This window comes from Streptomyces sp. NPDC030840 (genome assembly GCF_055572015.1).
Genome location: NZ_JBVIEE010000010.1, coordinates 204,537 through 220,123 on the forward strand (window position 1 = coordinate 204,537; position 15,587 = coordinate 220,123).

At 70.8% G+C, this 15,587-nt stretch carries 17 protein-coding genes; 8 read left to right on the forward strand and 9 right to left on the reverse strand.

All coding sequences use genetic code 11. The annotated features are described in order from the left end of the window. Nucleotides 1-143: 143 nt before the first annotated feature. Entirely contained in the window at nucleotides 144-692 is a 549-nt protein-coding gene (locus tag ACZ49J_RS22955; RefSeq protein ID WP_467450882.1) for a hypothetical protein, read from the forward strand. A gap of 283 nt (nucleotides 693-975) precedes the next feature. On the opposite strand, the gene ACZ49J_RS22960 is transcribed toward ACZ49J_RS22955, so the two are convergent. The 3 genes from ACZ49J_RS22960 to ACZ49J_RS22970 all read right to left on the reverse strand — a co-directional run bounded on the left by ACZ49J_RS22960 (nucleotide 976) and on the right by ACZ49J_RS22970 (nucleotide 3,023). After that, nucleotides 976-1,872 carry a 1-aminocyclopropane-1-carboxylate deaminase/D-cysteine desulfhydrase gene (locus ACZ49J_RS22960; RefSeq protein ID WP_467450881.1) on the reverse strand — a complete coding sequence of 299 codons (897 nt, stop codon included), beginning with the start codon at nucleotides 1,870-1,872 and terminating at the stop codon, nucleotides 976-978. Nucleotides 1,873-1,944: 72 nt separating this feature from the next. Continuing rightward, nucleotides 1,945-2,535, reverse strand: coding sequence for an N-acetylmuramoyl-L-alanine amidase (locus tag ACZ49J_RS22965; protein ID WP_467450879.1), 591 nt, complete (start codon nucleotides 2,533-2,535; stop codon nucleotides 1,945-1,947). Nucleotides 2,536-2,789: 254 nt separating this feature from the next. Beyond that, a complete protein-coding gene (locus ACZ49J_RS22970) occupies nucleotides 2,790-3,023 on the reverse strand; it encodes a hypothetical protein (protein WP_467450878.1) in 234 nt (77 codons plus the stop codon). A 346-nt stretch (nucleotides 3,024-3,369) separates the two neighbouring features. On the opposite strand from ACZ49J_RS22970, the gene ACZ49J_RS22975 reads away from it, so the two are divergent. The 3 genes from ACZ49J_RS22975 to ACZ49J_RS22985 all read left to right on the forward strand — a co-directional run bounded on the left by ACZ49J_RS22975 (nucleotide 3,370) and on the right by ACZ49J_RS22985 (nucleotide 6,533). Further along, nucleotides 3,370-4,773: a family 2B encapsulin nanocompartment shell protein gene (locus ACZ49J_RS22975; RefSeq protein WP_467450877.1), complete on the forward strand. Its 1,404-nt coding sequence runs from the start codon at nucleotides 3,370-3,372 to the stop codon at nucleotides 4,771-4,773. A gap of 50 nt (nucleotides 4,774-4,823) precedes the next feature. Further along, nucleotides 4,824-6,047 (forward strand): family 2 encapsulin nanocompartment cargo protein polyprenyl transferase, encoded by a 1,224-nt coding sequence (locus tag ACZ49J_RS22980; RefSeq protein ID WP_467450876.1) that lies wholly within the window; start codon nucleotides 4,824-4,826, stop codon nucleotides 6,045-6,047. A 264-nt stretch (nucleotides 6,048-6,311) separates the two neighbouring features. Next, the gene (locus ACZ49J_RS22985) at nucleotides 6,312-6,533 is read left to right on the forward strand and encodes a hypothetical protein (protein ID WP_467450875.1); all 222 of its coding nucleotides are present in this window, start codon (nucleotides 6,312-6,314) and stop codon (nucleotides 6,531-6,533) included. 207 nt (nucleotides 6,534-6,740) lie between these two features. Here the strand turns inward: ACZ49J_RS22985 and ACZ49J_RS22990 are convergent, their stop codons facing one another. Then, nucleotides 6,741-7,490 carry a VOC family protein gene (locus ACZ49J_RS22990; RefSeq protein ID WP_467450873.1) on the reverse strand — a complete coding sequence of 250 codons (750 nt, stop codon included), beginning with the start codon at nucleotides 7,488-7,490 and terminating at the stop codon, nucleotides 6,741-6,743. Between the two features lie 138 nt (nucleotides 7,491-7,628). Between ACZ49J_RS22990 and ACZ49J_RS22995 the strand changes: the two genes are divergently transcribed. Then, a complete protein-coding gene (locus ACZ49J_RS22995; RefSeq protein WP_467450872.1) occupies nucleotides 7,629-8,315 on the forward strand; it encodes a nucleotidyltransferase domain-containing protein in 687 nt (228 codons plus the stop codon). 155 nt (nucleotides 8,316-8,470) lie between these two features. On the opposite strand, the gene sodN is transcribed toward ACZ49J_RS22995, so the two are convergent. Next, the gene (gene sodN / locus ACZ49J_RS23000; RefSeq protein WP_031140564.1) at nucleotides 8,471-8,866 is read right to left on the reverse strand and encodes a superoxide dismutase, Ni; all 396 of its coding nucleotides are present in this window, start codon (nucleotides 8,864-8,866) and stop codon (nucleotides 8,471-8,473) included. A 144-nt stretch (nucleotides 8,867-9,010) separates the two neighbouring features. Between sodN and sodX the strand changes: the two genes are divergently transcribed. Continuing rightward, entirely contained in the window at nucleotides 9,011-9,451 is a 441-nt protein-coding gene (gene sodX, locus ACZ49J_RS23005) for a nickel-type superoxide dismutase maturation protease (RefSeq protein WP_467450981.1), read from the forward strand. Here sodX and ACZ49J_RS23010 read toward each other — a convergent pair. Next, the gene (locus ACZ49J_RS23010) at nucleotides 9,355-9,984 is read right to left on the reverse strand and encodes a CGNR zinc finger domain-containing protein (RefSeq protein ID WP_467450871.1); all 630 of its coding nucleotides are present in this window, start codon (nucleotides 9,982-9,984) and stop codon (nucleotides 9,355-9,357) included. The two genes, sodX and ACZ49J_RS23010, sit on opposite strands and share 97 nt — an antisense overlap. 112 nt (nucleotides 9,985-10,096) lie before the next feature. Here ACZ49J_RS23010 and ACZ49J_RS23015 point away from each other — a divergent pair, with 112 nt between their 5' ends. Continuing rightward, the gene (locus ACZ49J_RS23015) at nucleotides 10,097-10,855 is read left to right on the forward strand and encodes a class I SAM-dependent methyltransferase (protein WP_467450870.1); all 759 of its coding nucleotides are present in this window, start codon (nucleotides 10,097-10,099) and stop codon (nucleotides 10,853-10,855) included. Nucleotides 10,856-10,991: 136 nt separating this feature from the next. Here ACZ49J_RS23015 and ACZ49J_RS23020 read toward each other — a convergent pair whose 3' ends face one another. Genes ACZ49J_RS23020 through ACZ49J_RS23030 form a run of 3 tightly spaced genes read right to left on the reverse strand, consistent with a single transcriptional unit; the run spans nucleotide 10,992 to nucleotide 13,692 of the window. Beyond that, nucleotides 10,992-11,753 carry an amino acid ABC transporter ATP-binding protein gene (locus ACZ49J_RS23020; protein ID WP_467450869.1) on the reverse strand — a complete coding sequence of 254 codons (762 nt, stop codon included), beginning with the start codon at nucleotides 11,751-11,753 and terminating at the stop codon, nucleotides 10,992-10,994. Further along, complete coding sequence (locus tag ACZ49J_RS23025; RefSeq protein WP_467450868.1) at nucleotides 11,750-12,694, reverse strand: amino acid ABC transporter permease; 945 nt, start codon at nucleotides 12,692-12,694, stop codon at nucleotides 11,750-11,752. The genes ACZ49J_RS23020 and ACZ49J_RS23025 overlap by 4 nt, the downstream gene beginning before the upstream one ends. Nucleotides 12,695-12,732: 38 nt before the next feature. Beyond that, a complete protein-coding gene (locus tag ACZ49J_RS23030; RefSeq protein ID WP_467450867.1) occupies nucleotides 12,733-13,692 on the reverse strand; it encodes an ABC transporter substrate-binding protein in 960 nt (319 codons plus the stop codon). Nucleotides 13,693-14,332: 640 nt separating this feature from the next. Between ACZ49J_RS23030 and ACZ49J_RS23035 the strand changes: the two genes are divergently transcribed. Continuing rightward, nucleotides 14,333-15,565, forward strand: coding sequence for an NAD(P)-dependent malic enzyme (locus tag ACZ49J_RS23035; protein WP_467450865.1), 1,233 nt, complete (start codon nucleotides 14,333-14,335; stop codon nucleotides 15,563-15,565). Nucleotides 15,566-15,587: the final 22 nt, after the last annotated feature.

The following is a 15,587-nucleotide window of genomic DNA, read 5'->3' on the forward strand; positions in this document are numbered from 1 at the left end:
GGGCGGCGGGGGCGAGGAAACCCCTCGGCGGCGGTAGGGACGGTGGGGGATTGTCAGTGGCGTAGGACAAGATTCTCTCCAGCACCATCCACGGGGGGCACGGGGCATGATCACGGAACAGACACCACTGGTCGGCAGACACGGTGGTGCTCCGGCAGCTCCCGCACACTCCGGAACACGCCGGCCGGCGTCGCGAGCTGATGCTGACGCGGGCCCGCGCGCTGGGCTCCTGTGGCCGGCTCCGGGCCAGCCGCGACCTGCTGCACCAGGTGATCGCGATGCCCGGCCCGGGAGACGGGACGGCCTCGCGCGTCTCGGCCGTCGTGCTGTGCGCCGTCATGGAGCGGCACCTGGGGCGCTACTCGCAGGCGGTCGCGCTGTTGCGCCGCGAACTGCACCGGGACCCCGCGCCGTCGCCCGCCGACTATGTGGCGCTCGGGCAGGAACTGGGCTCCTCCGCCCCGCACGACGCGTCGTATCCGACCGTGCGCTCCGACGTCGCGCGGACCCTCGCGGTGGCCCCCTCCCTGGGGGACGAGGCCGGTGTGGCGGGCGCGCTGTCCGTCGCGGCGCTGGGGGAGGCGTACGAGGGCGACACGGCCGCCGCGAGCGACTTCGCCCAGCAGGCGGCGGAGCTCGGGCCCTTGCGCAGCATGGCCCACATACCGTTCCGGGGGACTGAGCAGGAGTGAGCCCAACTCAGCCGCACGCCCCGAACGGTCTTGGGCGCACCGGTGGATCTACCGGAAGACGGGCGTCTCCTCGCGGGCCGCTCCGGCGTCGCTGATGGCCGGGCGGACCACGGGGCACTCGTTCAGCGGCTGAACCACGCCTCGGCCTTGCCCGAGTTGACCACGATGCGCTTGGCGGTCAGTCGCCGGGGCGTGAGCGCGCCGCCCACCCCGAGGAGTACGGCGCACCCGATCGTGATGACGGCGACAGCGGGGTTGCGCAGGCCTGCTGCGCATTGACTGCTCAGGTGGCGAACGGCGCTCCCGTGATCACCGCGGCGAGGGTCGACCCGCGGGGGAAGGCGCCCTCCGCGGCGAGGGCGACGAGTCCGTACAGCATCTTGGCCACATAGAGCCGCTCGACCGGCAGTCCGTGGCGCTGTTCGAACTCCTCGGCGAAGGCATCGAGGTGCGGGGTGGTACGGGCGTAGCCGCCGAAGTGGAAGCGCTCGTCGAGGGACCAGTCGCCGCGGGCGCCGCCGAAGGCCCGCTGCTGCAGGGCGCGTATCTCGGCGGTCAGGAAGCCGCCCCGCAGGACGGGGACCCCCAGGGCACGCTGTCCGGGGGCGAGGCCCGCGGCCAGTCCGGCGAGGGTCCCGCCGGTGCCGCAGGCCAGCGCCACCACGTCGGCCCGGCCGCGCAGTTCCTCGCCGAGGGTGCGACAGCCGCGTACGGCGAGGGAGTTGCTGCCGCCCTCGGGGACGACGTACGCGTCCTCGGCGCCCGCGGCGCGCAGCATCGCGTCCAGCGTCTCGGGGTCGGCCTTGCGGCGGTACGCCGACCGCGCGACGAAGTGCAGCCGCATGCCGTCGGCCGCGCACCGGGCCAGCGAGGGGTTGAGGGGGCGGTCGGCCAGTTCCTCGCCCCGTACCACCCCCACGGTGGGCAGCCCCAGCAGGCGACCCGCGGCGGCCGTGGCCCGCAGGTGGTTCGAGTAGGCGCCACCGAAGGTGACCACGGGGCGGCCCGCCGCCGCGCGCAGGTTCGGGGCGAGCTTGCGCCACTTGTTCCCGACCAGCTCCGGATGGATCAGGTCGTCCCGCTTCACCACCAGCCGCACACCGTGCCGCCCGAACCTCTCGTCCTCGATGTGCTGGAGGGGCGACGGCAGGTTCGGCTGCAGGGCGGCAAGGCTGGTCACCTGCCCATTGTCGCGGTGTGCCGGCGGGGTGGTGGTCGCGACCACCACCCCGCCCTCAGCCGCACGCGCGTGTCACGTCAGCCGGTCGTGGATGCGCCCCCTCATCGACGCCATCGTGAAGCCGCGGGGGTCCACCTTGCCCGGCTGCCACTCCAGGTGGCCGATCACCGAGCGGGCCGTCCAGCCGTGGTGGCGGCAGACCGCCGCGGAGACACGCGTGATGGCGTCCAACTGGGCCTCGGGCCAGGGGTCCTCGCCGTCGCCGAGGTTCTCGCACTCGAAGCCGTAGAAGTGGCGGTTGCCGTCCGTGTTCGCCTCGTTGTCCGGCGGGAGCGCCGTCTCGGCGATCACCGCCCGCAGGACGTCGTCGTCGCCCAGCCCGGCGTGATTGGCGCGGCCGTAGCCGACGAGGTGGACACGGCCGTCCTTGGTGATGACGCCGTGGCACAGCGGGCCGGGCAGGCTCGAGTAGCCGTCGCGGCAGATCTGCACGGTTCTCTCGCTGCCCGACGTCACCGTGTGGTGGATCATCACGCCGTGGACCGGCCCCCAAGGGCCCTGGTGATTGCGGTTGTGGTGCTCCCAGTCACCGACCTCGACGACTGTGACGCCCTCGTCCCTGAGGATGGTGAGAAACCTGCCCGCGGACATGGGTGGGGCCATGACCGCCTCCTTCGCACTGGGCAACGGCCACCTGTCGCGGCCGCCTCGTACCGCAGCTTGTACTCCCAACCCGACTGCCGCGACCAGCCCCTTCGTACGGTGAGCGAGCCGATCCGGTCAGGCGGCTGCCGGGCGTAGGGGCGTGAGGTTCCCACCGGGATGACGGTCGGACCGTCGACGTCAGTCGTCCGGAGGTGGAATCGGGCAGTTGTGCGGTGAGCCCGGCGCGGGGGCGGTGGGGGGCCGCCCCCGCGTCAGCCCCGCAGGACGCCGTCGCCGTGGGTGGCGATGTGGGCTTCCAGCGCCTGGAGGGCCTGCTGCGTGGCGGCCGGTGAACCGGTGCCGCGCCGCTCGGCGTAGTACGCAGCGCCGAGCTTCTTCAGCAGATCGCTGCCCGCCCGCTGGGTCTGCACCTCGTCGAGCTTCTGCTTGCCTTGAACAAGGCCGCGCTGTGCCTGCTCCTTGGCGCGGTCCAGAAAGCCTGCCATGACGTCTCCCGTCGTCGAGTGGATCGATGGATCGATGGATCGAGCAGATCGAGTGGGTCGAAGGGTGGATGGTGTGTCGGTTGGTCGAAGGCGTCGAAGGTGTCGAAGGGCCCGTCACAACGGCAAACGGACGACCGGATCTTGAAGTTCCCAGCTTCCCGCCCGGCTGCTCCGGCCCCGCCGCCCGGCCCCGCCGCCCGGCGGGGGCCCACAGTGTGCCCAGCGCGGGGAAGATCCATTCCCGCTCTTTCGGGTAATAGCACGATCACCCTCCGTGCTGGAAGGCTTGTCCGTGAGATCGGCGCATGACCGCGAGACCAGGGCACGACCGGGAGGGCATTCCTTTATGTCGGTAGGCGAAGAGGTCCACGCGCAGGAGAAGCCGCAGCAGAGTCTCGGCACCTCAGCCGCGCGGAACCTGGCCACGACCACCAAGTCCGCACCCCAGATGCAGGAGATCAGCTCCCGCTGGCTGCTGAGGATGCTGCCGTGGGTGAACGTGCAGGGCGGCACGTACCGGGTGAACCGGCGGCTCAGCTACGCGGTGGGCGACGGCCGCATCACCTTCGTGAAGACGGGTGACCAGGTCACGGTCATCCCGGCCGAGCTGGGTGAACTGCCGGCCCTGCGGTCGTACGAGGACGACGACGTCCTGGGCGAGCTCGCCCGGCGCTGCGAGCAGCGGGAGTTCGGCGCCGGCACGGTGCTCGCGGAGTTCGGCAGCCCCGCCGACGAGGTGTTCCTGCTGGCCCACGGCAAGGTGGAGAAGATCGGCACGGGCCCGTACGGGGACGACGCGGTCCTGGGTGTCCTCGCTGACGGGGCGTACTTCGGCGACCAGGCGCTCCTCGACCCGGGCGCGATCTGGGAGTACACGGCACGCGCGGTGACCGCGTGTACCGTTCTCGCCCTGCCCCGCCAGGCCCTCGAACAGATCGCGGAGCGCTCCGACTCCCTGCGCGAGCACCTCCAGCAGCTGCGTTCCATCCCCGCCCAGCGCACCAACAAGTACGGCGAGAAGGAGATCGAGCTCGCCGCCGGCCACACCGGCGAGCCGGACATCCCGCACACGTTCGTGGACTACGAGGCCGCACCGCGTGAGTACGAACTGAGCGTCGCCCAGACCGTCCTGCGCATCCACACGCGCGTGGCGGACCTCTACAACCAGCCGATGAACCAGACGGAGCAGCAGCTCCGGCTGACGGTCGAGGCGCTGAAGGAGCGCCAGGAGCACGAGCTCATCAACAACCGCGAGTTCGGGCTCCTCCACAACTGCGAGTACGACCAGCGTCTCCAGCCGCACGACGGCGTGCCCAGCCCCGACGACCTGGACGAGCTGCTCAGCCGGCGGCGGGGTTCGAAGCTGTTCCTCGCCCACCCGCGTGCGATCGCCGCGTTCGGCCGTGAGTGCAACAAGCGCGGGCTCGTGCCGGAGAGCGTCGAGATCGCGGGCAACCGCATCCCCACCTGGCGCGGGGTGCCGATCTTCCCGTGCAACAAGATCCCGGTCAGCGACGCCAGGACGACGTCCATCATCTGCATGCGTACCGGAGAGGAGGAGCAGGGCGTCATCGGGCTCCGGCAGTCGGGCATCCCGGACGAGATCGAGCCAAGCCTGTCCGTGCGGTTCATGGGCATCAACGAACAGGCGATCATCAAGTACCTGGTGACGGCGTACTACTCGGCGGCGGTGCTCGTGCCCGACGCGCTCGGCGTTCTGGAGAACGTCGAGATCGGCCGCTGGCGGTGACCGACCGCGCCCCGACGCCCTGTGCTGCGAGGTCTCCCCGAGGCGAGCCCGTGGGTGAGTCCATGACAGGGGCGAACAGGCCGGCCGCACCGATGTCCCCGGCGTCTCCCACACACCAGGTGAGCCCGGCAGGGGGCGCCCGTTCGGCAGGCTCGGCGAGCCCCGCAGGTTCGACGCACCCCGTTGGTGAGGTGAGCTCCGCTGGTTCGGCGGGCATCGCGGGGGCGATCGGACCGCAGGGCTCGTCGAGCCCCCTCGACGCACAGGAGGCGGCGGGGATCCTGGAGCGGGCTCGGGCGTCGGTCGACCCCGAGCTGCGCCGGGCCGTCGAGTCGTTGCCGGTTCCGATACGCCGGGTCGCGCGCTACCACTTCGGCTGGGAGCATGCGGACGGCACCCCGGCGACGGGCGGAGCGGGCAAGGCCATACGGCCGGCACTCGTGCTGTCCGCGGCCTCGGCACTCGGCGGCCCGCGGTCCGCCGCCGTACCCGCCGCCGCGGCGGTGGAACTGGTGCACAACTTCACGCTGCTCCACGACGACGTCATGGACCGGGACACCACCCGCAGGCACCGGCCCACCGCGTGGGCCGTGTTCGGCGACGCGGACGCGATCCTCGCCGGGGACGCCCTGCAGGCGCTGGCCCAGCGGCTGCTCGCCGAGGACCCGCATCCGGCGTCCGCGGCGGCCGCCGCCCGGCTGGCGGCCTGTGTCGTCGAGCTCTGCGCCGGTCAGCACGCGGACACGGCCATGGAGAGGCGAGCCCCCGGCGAGGTCACCCTGGACGAGGTGCTCGCCATGGCGGAGGCCAAGACCGGCGCGCTGCTCGGGTGCGCCTGCGCGCTGGGAGGGCTGTACGCGGGCGCGGACGACGAGGACGTGGAGGCGCTGGACGCGTTCGGGCGTGCGGCCGGGCTCGCCTTCCAGCTGATCGACGACGTGATCGGCATCTGGGGTGATCCGAGGCGCACCGGCAAGCCGGCCGGGGCGGACCTCATGGCCCGCAAGAAGTCGCTGCCCGTCGTCGCCGCGCTCACCTCCGGAACCCCGGCGGCGGCCGAACTCGCCGAGCTGTACGGGCTGCCGTACGAAGAGGGAGAGCTGGAGCGCACGGTCCTCGCGGTGGAACGGGCGGGCGGTCGCGACTGGGCCCAGGGGCAGGCGGCCGACCGTATGTCACGGGCGATGCACGAGCTGTCCCGCGCGGTCCCCGACCCGGAGGCGGCGGGCGGCCTCCTCGCGCTGGCGGAGTTCGTGACGCGGCGCAGCAACTGAGCGACGCGTCCGCGCAGCCGGGAACCAGCCCGTCCACGCGGACGACGCCACCGCGATCAAGACCCCGGAGCCGCCGGTACCGTGCTGACCTGACCTCGTACGGCATCGGTGGCTCCGGCCAGGCAGGTCCCGCGCATCCCCACGGTGCGCGGGCCCCGCCCGTCTCCGGGCGCGCGTTGCGGAACGGGGCGGTCGTGCGGACGTACACCAGGAAGTGCTGACGCGAGGGGAGCGCACGCCACCGTCCCGCAATACTCTGGGGGAATGGACAGAGACGAGCAGGTCTGTCCCGTCTGCGGACAGCCCGTGGCCACGGTGGTACGGCGGCACAAGACGCTCGGCGCCTGGGTGCCTCTCTGGACCCCTGGGCCGTGCCGGAACCCCCAGTGCACCGCGTACGTCGAGCCGACCGAGGAAGGCGCCAGGGGCAAGCAGCCCGGCGGATCGGCGGTGAAGGGCACCGCGGGCGCGCCGCCGCCGAAGTAAACCGGAACGCCGTGCGCCGCCGAGACACCCGGCCCGCCACCCACCGGGCGCGGCGCACCGCCTCGACGCGGTCCGCGCCCATCTCCTCGAACGGACCGGCGACACCGAATCGGCCCGCGGCACCTGCGAGCCGGCCGCCCGCAAGACGCTCAGCCTCCCCGAACGGCGCTATCTGCGGGCGCGGGCGGCCAGGCTGAAGCCATAGCCTCAGGCAGGGGAGGAGACCGGCAGCCCACCCGTCTCCGGGTCGCGGCCCGTCAGGCAGTACGTGCCGCCCGCAGGGTCCCGCATCACCGTCCAACGGGCGCCGTCGGCGACGAACGTGGCGCCGAGCTCCTCGTGCCGGGCCCGGACCGCGGCGATGTCGGCGCACGCGAGGTCGAGATGGGCGGAGGTGGGGCGATCGGTGCCGAGGCGCTGCAGCAGGACGCGCAGGGGAAGACCGGCGGGCGGCCTCAGTACGTGGAACTCCGGGAGCGCGCCCGGCCGCGAGTCCCAGCCCGTGAGGCCGGTCCAGAAGGCGACCTCGGTGGCGAAGGCGGCCGGGGCCACGTCGACGCACACCTGGTCCAGACGGCTCTGCCCGACCACCGGCGGCCGTACGGACTCCCCGTCCCAGCGCACCGCGCAGAACAGCTGACCGCCGGGGGAGCGGAGCACCTTTCCGATGTGCAGCGGGGCGACGACCTCGGCCCCCAGCCGGACCGCCGCGTCGGCCAGAGCAGACGGGTCCTCGACGGCGAGGTCGATGTGAGCGCCGCCGTCCCCGTCCTCGACCCCCTGCGCCTTCACACAGGCGTCAGCGCCCTCGGGCAGCAGGGTGACGAACTCGCCCTGCTCGCCCCGGCGTTCCGACAGCCTGGTGCCGGTCACCGCCGTCCAGAAGTCACACGCCTGCTCGAACCGGGCCATCGGCCGGTCGACGAAGACGTAAGCCCATCGGATCGCTTCAGCCATGCGCGCCGCTCGCTCTCGTACGGTTCGGGAGCAGGTGGGAACCCGCGTACCAGCGCGTGGGGCACCGATTCCCCGGACAATCTACTCGGGCCTTGAAACCCGCAGCTCAGCGGGCGGATCTCTGGCACGATGCCGGACATGCCCGCCACTGCCGAACCCGTCGAGCAGGCCGTGCGCCTGGTGGCCACCCGTTACCCGGACGCCCTCGCGGCCGTCCTCGGTGGCTCCACGGCTCGCGGCCACGCCACGCCCACCAGCGACCTTGACGTGGCGGTGCTGCTTCCGGAGGGCTCGGTGCCTCGGAGGGAGACGGTGCGCCACGATGCGCGGGTGGTGGAGGCCTTCCTGCACACGCGCTCCGCGCTGGAGGAGGTCTTCGCCTCGGACAGGAGGAGCCGCCGCGGCACCATGCTGTTCATCTACGCGGAATCCGTCACCGTCCACGACCCGGACGGACACGCGTCCGACGCCCGGGCCAGAGCCCGTGAGCTGCTGTCCGCAGGGCCGGAGCCGCTCACCCCGCAGGACGTCGAAGGGCTGCGGTACGGCCTCACCGTCTGCTGGACGACCTGTGCGACACGACCGACCGCCATGAGCGACTCGTCGTGGCGGGCCGGGCGTTGCAGGACGCCGCCGATCTCCTCACGGCCCACCACAACGCCTGGACCGGTGGCGGGAAATGGCTGCCCCGCCGTCTCCTGGCAGCCGACCCGGTGCTCGGCCGGTCCCTCCTCGACGGCCATCTCGCCGTCGCCGAACGGGCCGATCCGACACCTCTCGCCACTGCCACGCGCGCCGTCCTCGACCTCGTCGGCGGGCCCCTGAGAGAGGGCTACTCCCGCACCTGGAAGGGGGCGGGGCCGCGGAGGTGAGCCAGGATGCGCGAAGGGGCCCGGCCGTGGTGTCGGCCGGGCCCCTTCCTTGAGTTCGCGGGCCCGCGAGGGTGCACCGCTCGCCGGTCGTCGCGATATGGCCTTCGGTCAGGCCTTCTTGGTCTCCCAGAAAATCTTGTCGATCTGGGCGATGTAGTCGAGCGCCTTCTGGCCGGTCGCCGGGTCGGTGGACCCCTTGGCGGCCGAGAGGGCCTTGAGGGTGTCGTTGACCAGCTGGTGCAGCTCCGGGTACTTCTCGAAGTGCGGCGGCTTGAAGTAGTCGCTCCAGAGGACGGAGACATGGTGCTTGGCGAGCTCGGCGCGCTGCTCCTTGATGACGGTCGCGCGAGCCTGGAAGTGCGGGTCGTCGTTGGCGGCCATCTTCTCCTGCACGGCCTTCACCGACTCCGCCTCGATGCGGGCCTGGGCCGGGTCGTACACACCGCAGGGCAGGTCGCAGTGCGCGCTGACCTTGACCTTGGGGGCAAACAGGCGGGAAAGCATGGAGCAATCCTTCCTCGTGATCGTCTTCTCAGGTGGGACATTACTCCCTGGGGAAGGGGTTTTCGCGAGTGCCCCCATGGGCTTAGGACAAAAGTCCGGGGTGAGACTGGGACTGTGGAGGACCCGACCGGGGAGGTGCCGGTGATGCCGGAGCTGTCGCAGGAGACGGAGCGGGGGAGGGCCGTGCTGCCGTTCGGGGTGGCCGAGGTGACGGGGCCGTCGATGGTGCCCACGCTCCGGCACGGGGACCGGCTGGTCGTGCACTACGGGGCGCGCCTGAGGACCGGTGACGTGGTCGTCCTGCGGCATCCCTTCCAGCAGGACCTCCTGGTGGTGAAGCGGGCCGCCGAGCGGCGTGAGGGCGGCTGGTGGGTGCTCGGTGACAATCCGTACGCGGGTGGGGACAGCACGGACTACGGGGTCGTGCCGGACGAGCTCGTGCTCGGCAAGGTCCGGTTCCGGTACCGGCCCCGGCCCCGGCCCGACGGTCAGCGTTCGCCGTTCGCGCTCGTGCGCTGGGCGCTGGTGGCCGCCCGGCCCGTGCTCGCCGACCGGTCCGCCTCCAGGCGCTTGCGGGCCCGGTAGGCGGCCACGTTGGCGCGGGTCGCGCAGCGGTCCGAGCAGTAGCGCCGGGAACGGTTGGTGGAGGTGTCGAGGTAGGCGTTGCGGCAGGGCGCGGCCTCGCACAGGCCGAGGCGGTCCACGCCGTACTCGGTGAGGTGGAAGGCCAGGCCCATCGCGGCGATGGCGGCGTAGCCGGCGGTCGCGTTCGAGGGGTGGTCCGCCAGGTGCATGTGCCACAGGGGACGTCCGTCGTCGTCCCGGAAGTCGTGGCCGGAGATCTGCGGGCTGACGGGGAACTCCAGGAGGAGTGAGTTCAGAAGGTCCACCGCCAGCGTCTCGTCGCCGCCGTCCGCCGCCTCGAAGACCGCGCGCAGCCGTGCCCGGACCGAACGGAAGCGGGTCACGTCGGCGTCGGTGGCGCGGCGGGCCGCCGACTGGTTGCCCCCGAAGAGATCGCGGACGGCGTCCACCGAGGTGAGCGTGTCCGTGCCCCGGGTCGGCTCCTCGGTGTTGACGAGACGGACCGCGTAGTCCGAGTAATAGGCCAGTTCCACTTGTAGTCCTTACGGTGGCGCTCTATTGTCGTGCGGGCGGAGAGGTAACGACCAACTGTGCTTTCAGGGTATTACGGGGTGCTGTGGAGACGCAGTGCTGAAAGGGGCTCTCATGACCACCACCACCGGAACCGACTGGCAGGCCTGGCAGGAGAGCTGGGACCGGCAGCAGGAGTGGTACCTGCCGGACCGCGAGGAGCGGTTCCGGGTGATGCTGGACATGGTCGAGGCCGTCGCCGGCCCCGCACCCCGTGTTCTGGATCTCGCCTGTGGTACGGGAAGTATCACGGCCAGGCTGCTCGCGCGGTTCCCTGAGTCCACCAGCGTCGGCGTCGACCTCGACCCGGCCCTCCTCGCCATCGCGGAGGGCACCTTCGGCGGTGACGACCGGGTCACGCTGGTGACGGCCGACCTGAAGGACCCCGCATGGGTGACGCGGCTGCCGTACGACACGTACGACGCCGTGCTGACCGCCACCGCACTGCACTGGCTGCCCACCGAACCCCTCGCGGCCCTCTACGGTCAGGTCGCGGAGCTCGTCCGCGACGGTGGTGTCTTCATGAACGCGGACCACATGATCGACGAGTCGACGCCCCGGATCAACGCGGCGGAGCGTGCGCACCGGCACGCCCGGATGGATCAGGCCGAGCGGGACGGGGTCCTCGACTGGGCCGCATGGTGGCAGCTCGCCGCCCAGGACCCCGTCCTCGCCGAGCCCACCGCCCGCCGCTTCGAGATCTACGGCGATCACGCGGACGGCGACTTCCACTCCGTCGAGTGGCACGCGCGCACGCTGCGGGAGAAGGGCTTCGCGGAGGCCCGGGCGGTGTGGTGCTCGCCCTCGGACTCGCTGGTGCTCGCGCTCAAGTAGCCGTACACGCCTCTGCGCGGCCGCCCGGACCGCTGTCGGCGGCGCGGGCGGCCGGGCCGGGACAACGCGGGAGGGGCGGTACGACGACTCGTACCGCCCCTCCGGGGCCCTGCTCGGACGGGTTCTCAGCGGAGCGTCACAGAACCTTCGACAGGAACGACTGCGTGCGCTCGTGCTGCGGGTTCGTCAGGACGTCACGGGGATTGCCGGACTCGACGACCACACCGCCGTCCATGAAGACGAGGCTGTCACCGACCTCGCGGGCGAAGCCCATCTCGTGGGTGACCACGACCATCGTCATGCCGGACTCGGCGAGGTCGCGCATGACGTCGAGTACGTCACCGACCAGCTCGGGGTCGAGCGCCGACGTCGGCTCGTCGAAGAGCATCAGCTTCGGGTCCATCGCCAGCGCCCGGGCGATGGCCACGCGCTGCTGCTGGCCGCCGGACAGCTGGGTCGGGTAGTTGCCCGCCTTGTCGGCGAGACCGACCCGGTCCAGCAGATCCATCGCCCGCTGCCTGGCCTCGCCCTTGCTGACACCCTTGACCTGGACCGGCGCCTCCATGACGTTCTCCAGGGCCGTCATGTGCGGGAACAGGTTGAAGCGCTGGAAGACCATGCCGATGTCCCGGCGCTTCAGGGCGACCTCGCTGTCCTTGAGCTCGTACAGCTTGTCGCCCTTCTGGCGGTAGCCGACCAGCTCCCCGTCCACGTACAGGCGGCCGCCGTTGATCTTCTCCAGGTGGTTGATGCACCGCAGGAAGGTCGACTTGCCGGAGCCTGAGGGCCCGATGAGGCAGAACACCTCACCCGACTTCACCTCGAGGTCGATGCCCTTGAGGACCTGCACGTGGCCGAACGACTTGTGGACGCCCTCGGCCTTCACCATGGCGGTCACGCGGTGCCTCCCGTCGTCGCCGAACGGTTGGACAGGGACAGCAGGTTGGCCCTGACCTTCTGCAACGGGGTCGGCGGCAGCTGGCGGCTGGAGCCGCGCGCGTAGTACCGCTCGACGTAGTACTGGCCCACGCTCAGGATCGAGGTGAGGATCAGGTACCAGGCGGCGGCCAGGAAGAGCATCTCGACCGTGGCGCCGGAGGTCTGGCCGATGTCCTGGGCGTACCGCAGAAGTTCGTAGTACTGGACCGCGGCCACCAGCGAGGTCGTCTTGAGCATGTTGATGACCTCGTTGCCCGTGGGCGGCACGATCACGCGCATCGCCTGCGGGATGACGATCCGGCGCAGGGTCTTGCCGTGGCTCATACCGAGCGCGTGCGCGGCCTCCGTCTGGCCCTCGTCGACGGCCAGCAGACCGGCACGGCAGATCTCCGCCATGTACGCGGCCTCGTTCAGGCCGAGTCCGAGCAGCGCCGTCAGGAACGGCGTCATGAAGTCGGACCACTCGTCCTTGTAGACCGGCCCGAGGTTGATGTACTCGAAGACGAAGCCGAGGTTGAACCAGACGAACAGCTGGACCAGGACCGGGGTGCCCCGGAAGAACCAGATGTAGAACCACGCGATCGACGAGGTCACCGGGTTCTTCGACAGCCGCATCACGGCGAGCACGACGCCGCCGACGATGCCGATGATCATCGAGAGCAGCGTCAGCAGCAGCGTTTCGCGGACGCCCGTGACGATGCGGTCGTTGAAGAAGTAGTCGGGGATCGCTCCCCAGTTGATGTTGCCGCGTGCGAAGGCCCAGATCAGCAGCCCCAGGATGCCGAGGGCGACGACCGCGGCGGCGTACCGGCCGTAGTGCCGGACCGGGACGGCCTTGATGGCCTCCGGCCCGGCCGGCGGGGTGTCCGCCGGCCTGTCCGCCTTCTTGATGTCAGTCACGGATGTTGCCTTTCAGTGACGCGATGAGGGGTACGCGCTCACTTGCCGCCGTTGATGGTGGCTTCCTTGACCGCGCCGTCCTCGACGCCCCACTTCTTGATGATCTTGTCGTACTCGCCGTTGGCGATGACGGCGTCCAGCGCCGCCTTGACGGCGTCCCGCAGTTCGGTGTTCGACTTGGCGATCGCGATGCCGTACGGGGCCGCCTCGACCTGCTCGCCGACGAGCTCGAAGTCCTTGCCGCCGCCCGAGGTCTTCACCGCGTACGCGGCCACCGGGAAGTCGGAGGAGCCGGCGTTCGCGCCGCCCGAGCGCAGCCGGGTCTGGGCCTGCTGGTCGTTGTCGAAGGCCTCGATGGACATCGGCTTGCCCTTGGGGCACTTCTTCGCCTCGGCCTTGGCCAGGTCCTGCGAGACCGTGCCGCGCTGGACGACCAGCTTCTTGCCGCACAGGTCCGCCCAGGTCTTGATGCCCTGGGTGTCGCCCTTCTTGGTGTAGATCGAGACACCCGCGGTGAAGTAGTCGACGAAGTCGACGCCCTCGCCGACCTTCTTGCCCGTCTCGGAGTCGACACCCTCCTGGCGGTCCTTGGTGTCCGTCATGGCCGACATCGCTATGTCGTAGCGCTTGGAGCGCAGACCGCCGAGCAGCGTGTCGAAGGTGCCGTTCTCGAACTCGAACTTCACGCCGAGCTGCTTGCCCATGGCGTCGGCCAGGTCGGGGTCGATTCCGACCGTCTTGCCGGACTCGTCCTTGAACTCGACCGGCGCGTACGCGATGTCCGAGCCGACCTTGATGACCCCCGCCTTGCGGATGTCCGCGGGCAGCTTGTCGGCGAGCGGCGCGGAGCTCGTGTTCGCGGTCTCCGAGTCGCTGCCGCTGTCCTTGGTCTGGTCACCGCAGCCGGTGAGCAGCAGGGCGCCCGTTACCGCGATCGCTCCGACCGCGGCTGTCCGGGAGCGCATGGCGGTGGTGCGACGGGTCTTGCCTGCCTTCATGGTGGTGTCCTCCGGCTGGGGTGGATGGGAGATGCAACGGTTGTGCCGTTGGGTCACGACAGCACACGTCATTGGGTGTGGCGACCTTGTGTGATTACGGCATCTTGCCATTCGGACTTGGGCATTCAGGTGACTGGATATGTCAAAATCGGATAACGGGTGACCCCCGAACCGCCGCGGGACGGTCGTCGATGGCCGCATCCCGTGCGGGAATACGCCCTTCCGGCCGGAAGATCTTCGGTGCATCTCAGTATGCGGTCGAACGCTAACCCCTCATGTGTGCGGCCCGTCGGCGGTTGTTGTCGCGCCTGTTGTGTGACATGTCACGGAGGTGTTCGCGGGTTCGGCGAAACCGGTCACACCTCGCCTCTTCGGCGTGTGATCTTCGCGTGATGGACTCGTCGCCGGTGCGGTCCGTCCGGTAAGAAGGTTCCTTACACCCCTCATCCGGGGCCCAGGGCGCGTGTGCGGCGCGCCCGTCGCGCATTGCCCGTGCGTATCCGGCCATCCGCCTGTACGTATCGGCCATTCGGCCATCCGTCCGTGCGTATAGGTCATCGGGACCTTTGCGTGGTGCCCGCCCACCCCTGACCGGGAGTGGACACCCTCAAACAATGAAGACTTAAGGGGTAAACAGAACATGGCAGCGGAGATCGTGAATCCTCGCACCGACAAGAGCGGCGGCAACGCGGACCAGGAAGGCGGGGGCGAGCCCCTCGATTCCTTCGACCCGGCCTTCGCGCTGCACCGCGGCGGCAAGATGGCCGTGCAGGCCACCGTGCCGGTCCGCGACAAGGACGACCTGTCCCTCGCCTACACGCCCGGCGTCGCGCGTGTGTGCACCGCCATCGCCGAGCAGCCGGCCCTCGTCCACGACTACACGTGGAAGTCGTCCGTGGTCGCCGTGGTGACCGACGGCACGGCTGTCCTCGGCCTCGGCGACATCGGGCCGGAGGCCTCCCTCCCCGTGATGGAGGGCAAGGCGATCCTGTTCAAGCAGTTCGGGGGCGTCGACGCCGTGCCGATCGCGCTGGACTGCACGGACGTGGACGAGATCATCGAGACGGTGGTCCGGCTCGCGCCCTCGTTCGGCGGTGTGAACCTGGAGGACATCTCGGCACCGCGGTGCTTCGAGATCGAGCGGCGGCTGCAGGAGCGGCTGGACATCCCGGTCTTCCACGACGACCAGCACGGTACGGCGGTCGTGACGCTGGCGGCACTGCGGAACGCCGCGCGGCTGTCCGGGCGGGAGCTGGGCGACCTGCGGGCGGTGATCTCGGGCGCGGGTGCGGCCGGTGTCGCCATCGCGAAGATGCTCCTGGAGGCCGGGATCGGGGACGTCGCGGTCGCGGACCGCAAGGGCGTTGTGTCGGCCGACAGGGACGACCTGACCCCGGTCAAGCGGGAGCTCGCGGAGATCACGAACAAGTCCGGGCTGTCCGGGTCGCTGGAGGCGGCGCTGGCGGGTGCGGACGTGTTCATCGGCGTGTCCGGCGGCACGGTGCCGGAGCCCGCGGTGGCGTCGATGGCCGACGGGGCGTTCGTGTTCGCCATGGCCAACCCGAACCCCGAGGTGCACCCGGACGTCGCCCACAAGTACGCGGCCGTGGTCGCCACCGGGCGGTCGGACTTCCCGAACCAGATCAACAACGTGCTGGCCTTCCCCGGGATCTTCGCCGGCGCGCTGCAGGTGCGGGCTTCCCGGATCACCGAGGGCATGAAGATCGCTGCGGCGGAGGCGCTGGCGTCGGTCGTCGGTGACGACCTCGCGGCCGACTACGTCATCCCGTCGCCCTTCGACGAGCGGGTCGCCCCGGCGGTCACCGCGGCGGTCGCGGCGGCGGCCCGGGCGGAGGGCGTGGCCCGCCGATAGCGGGTTGGCTCCGCGGGTTGGC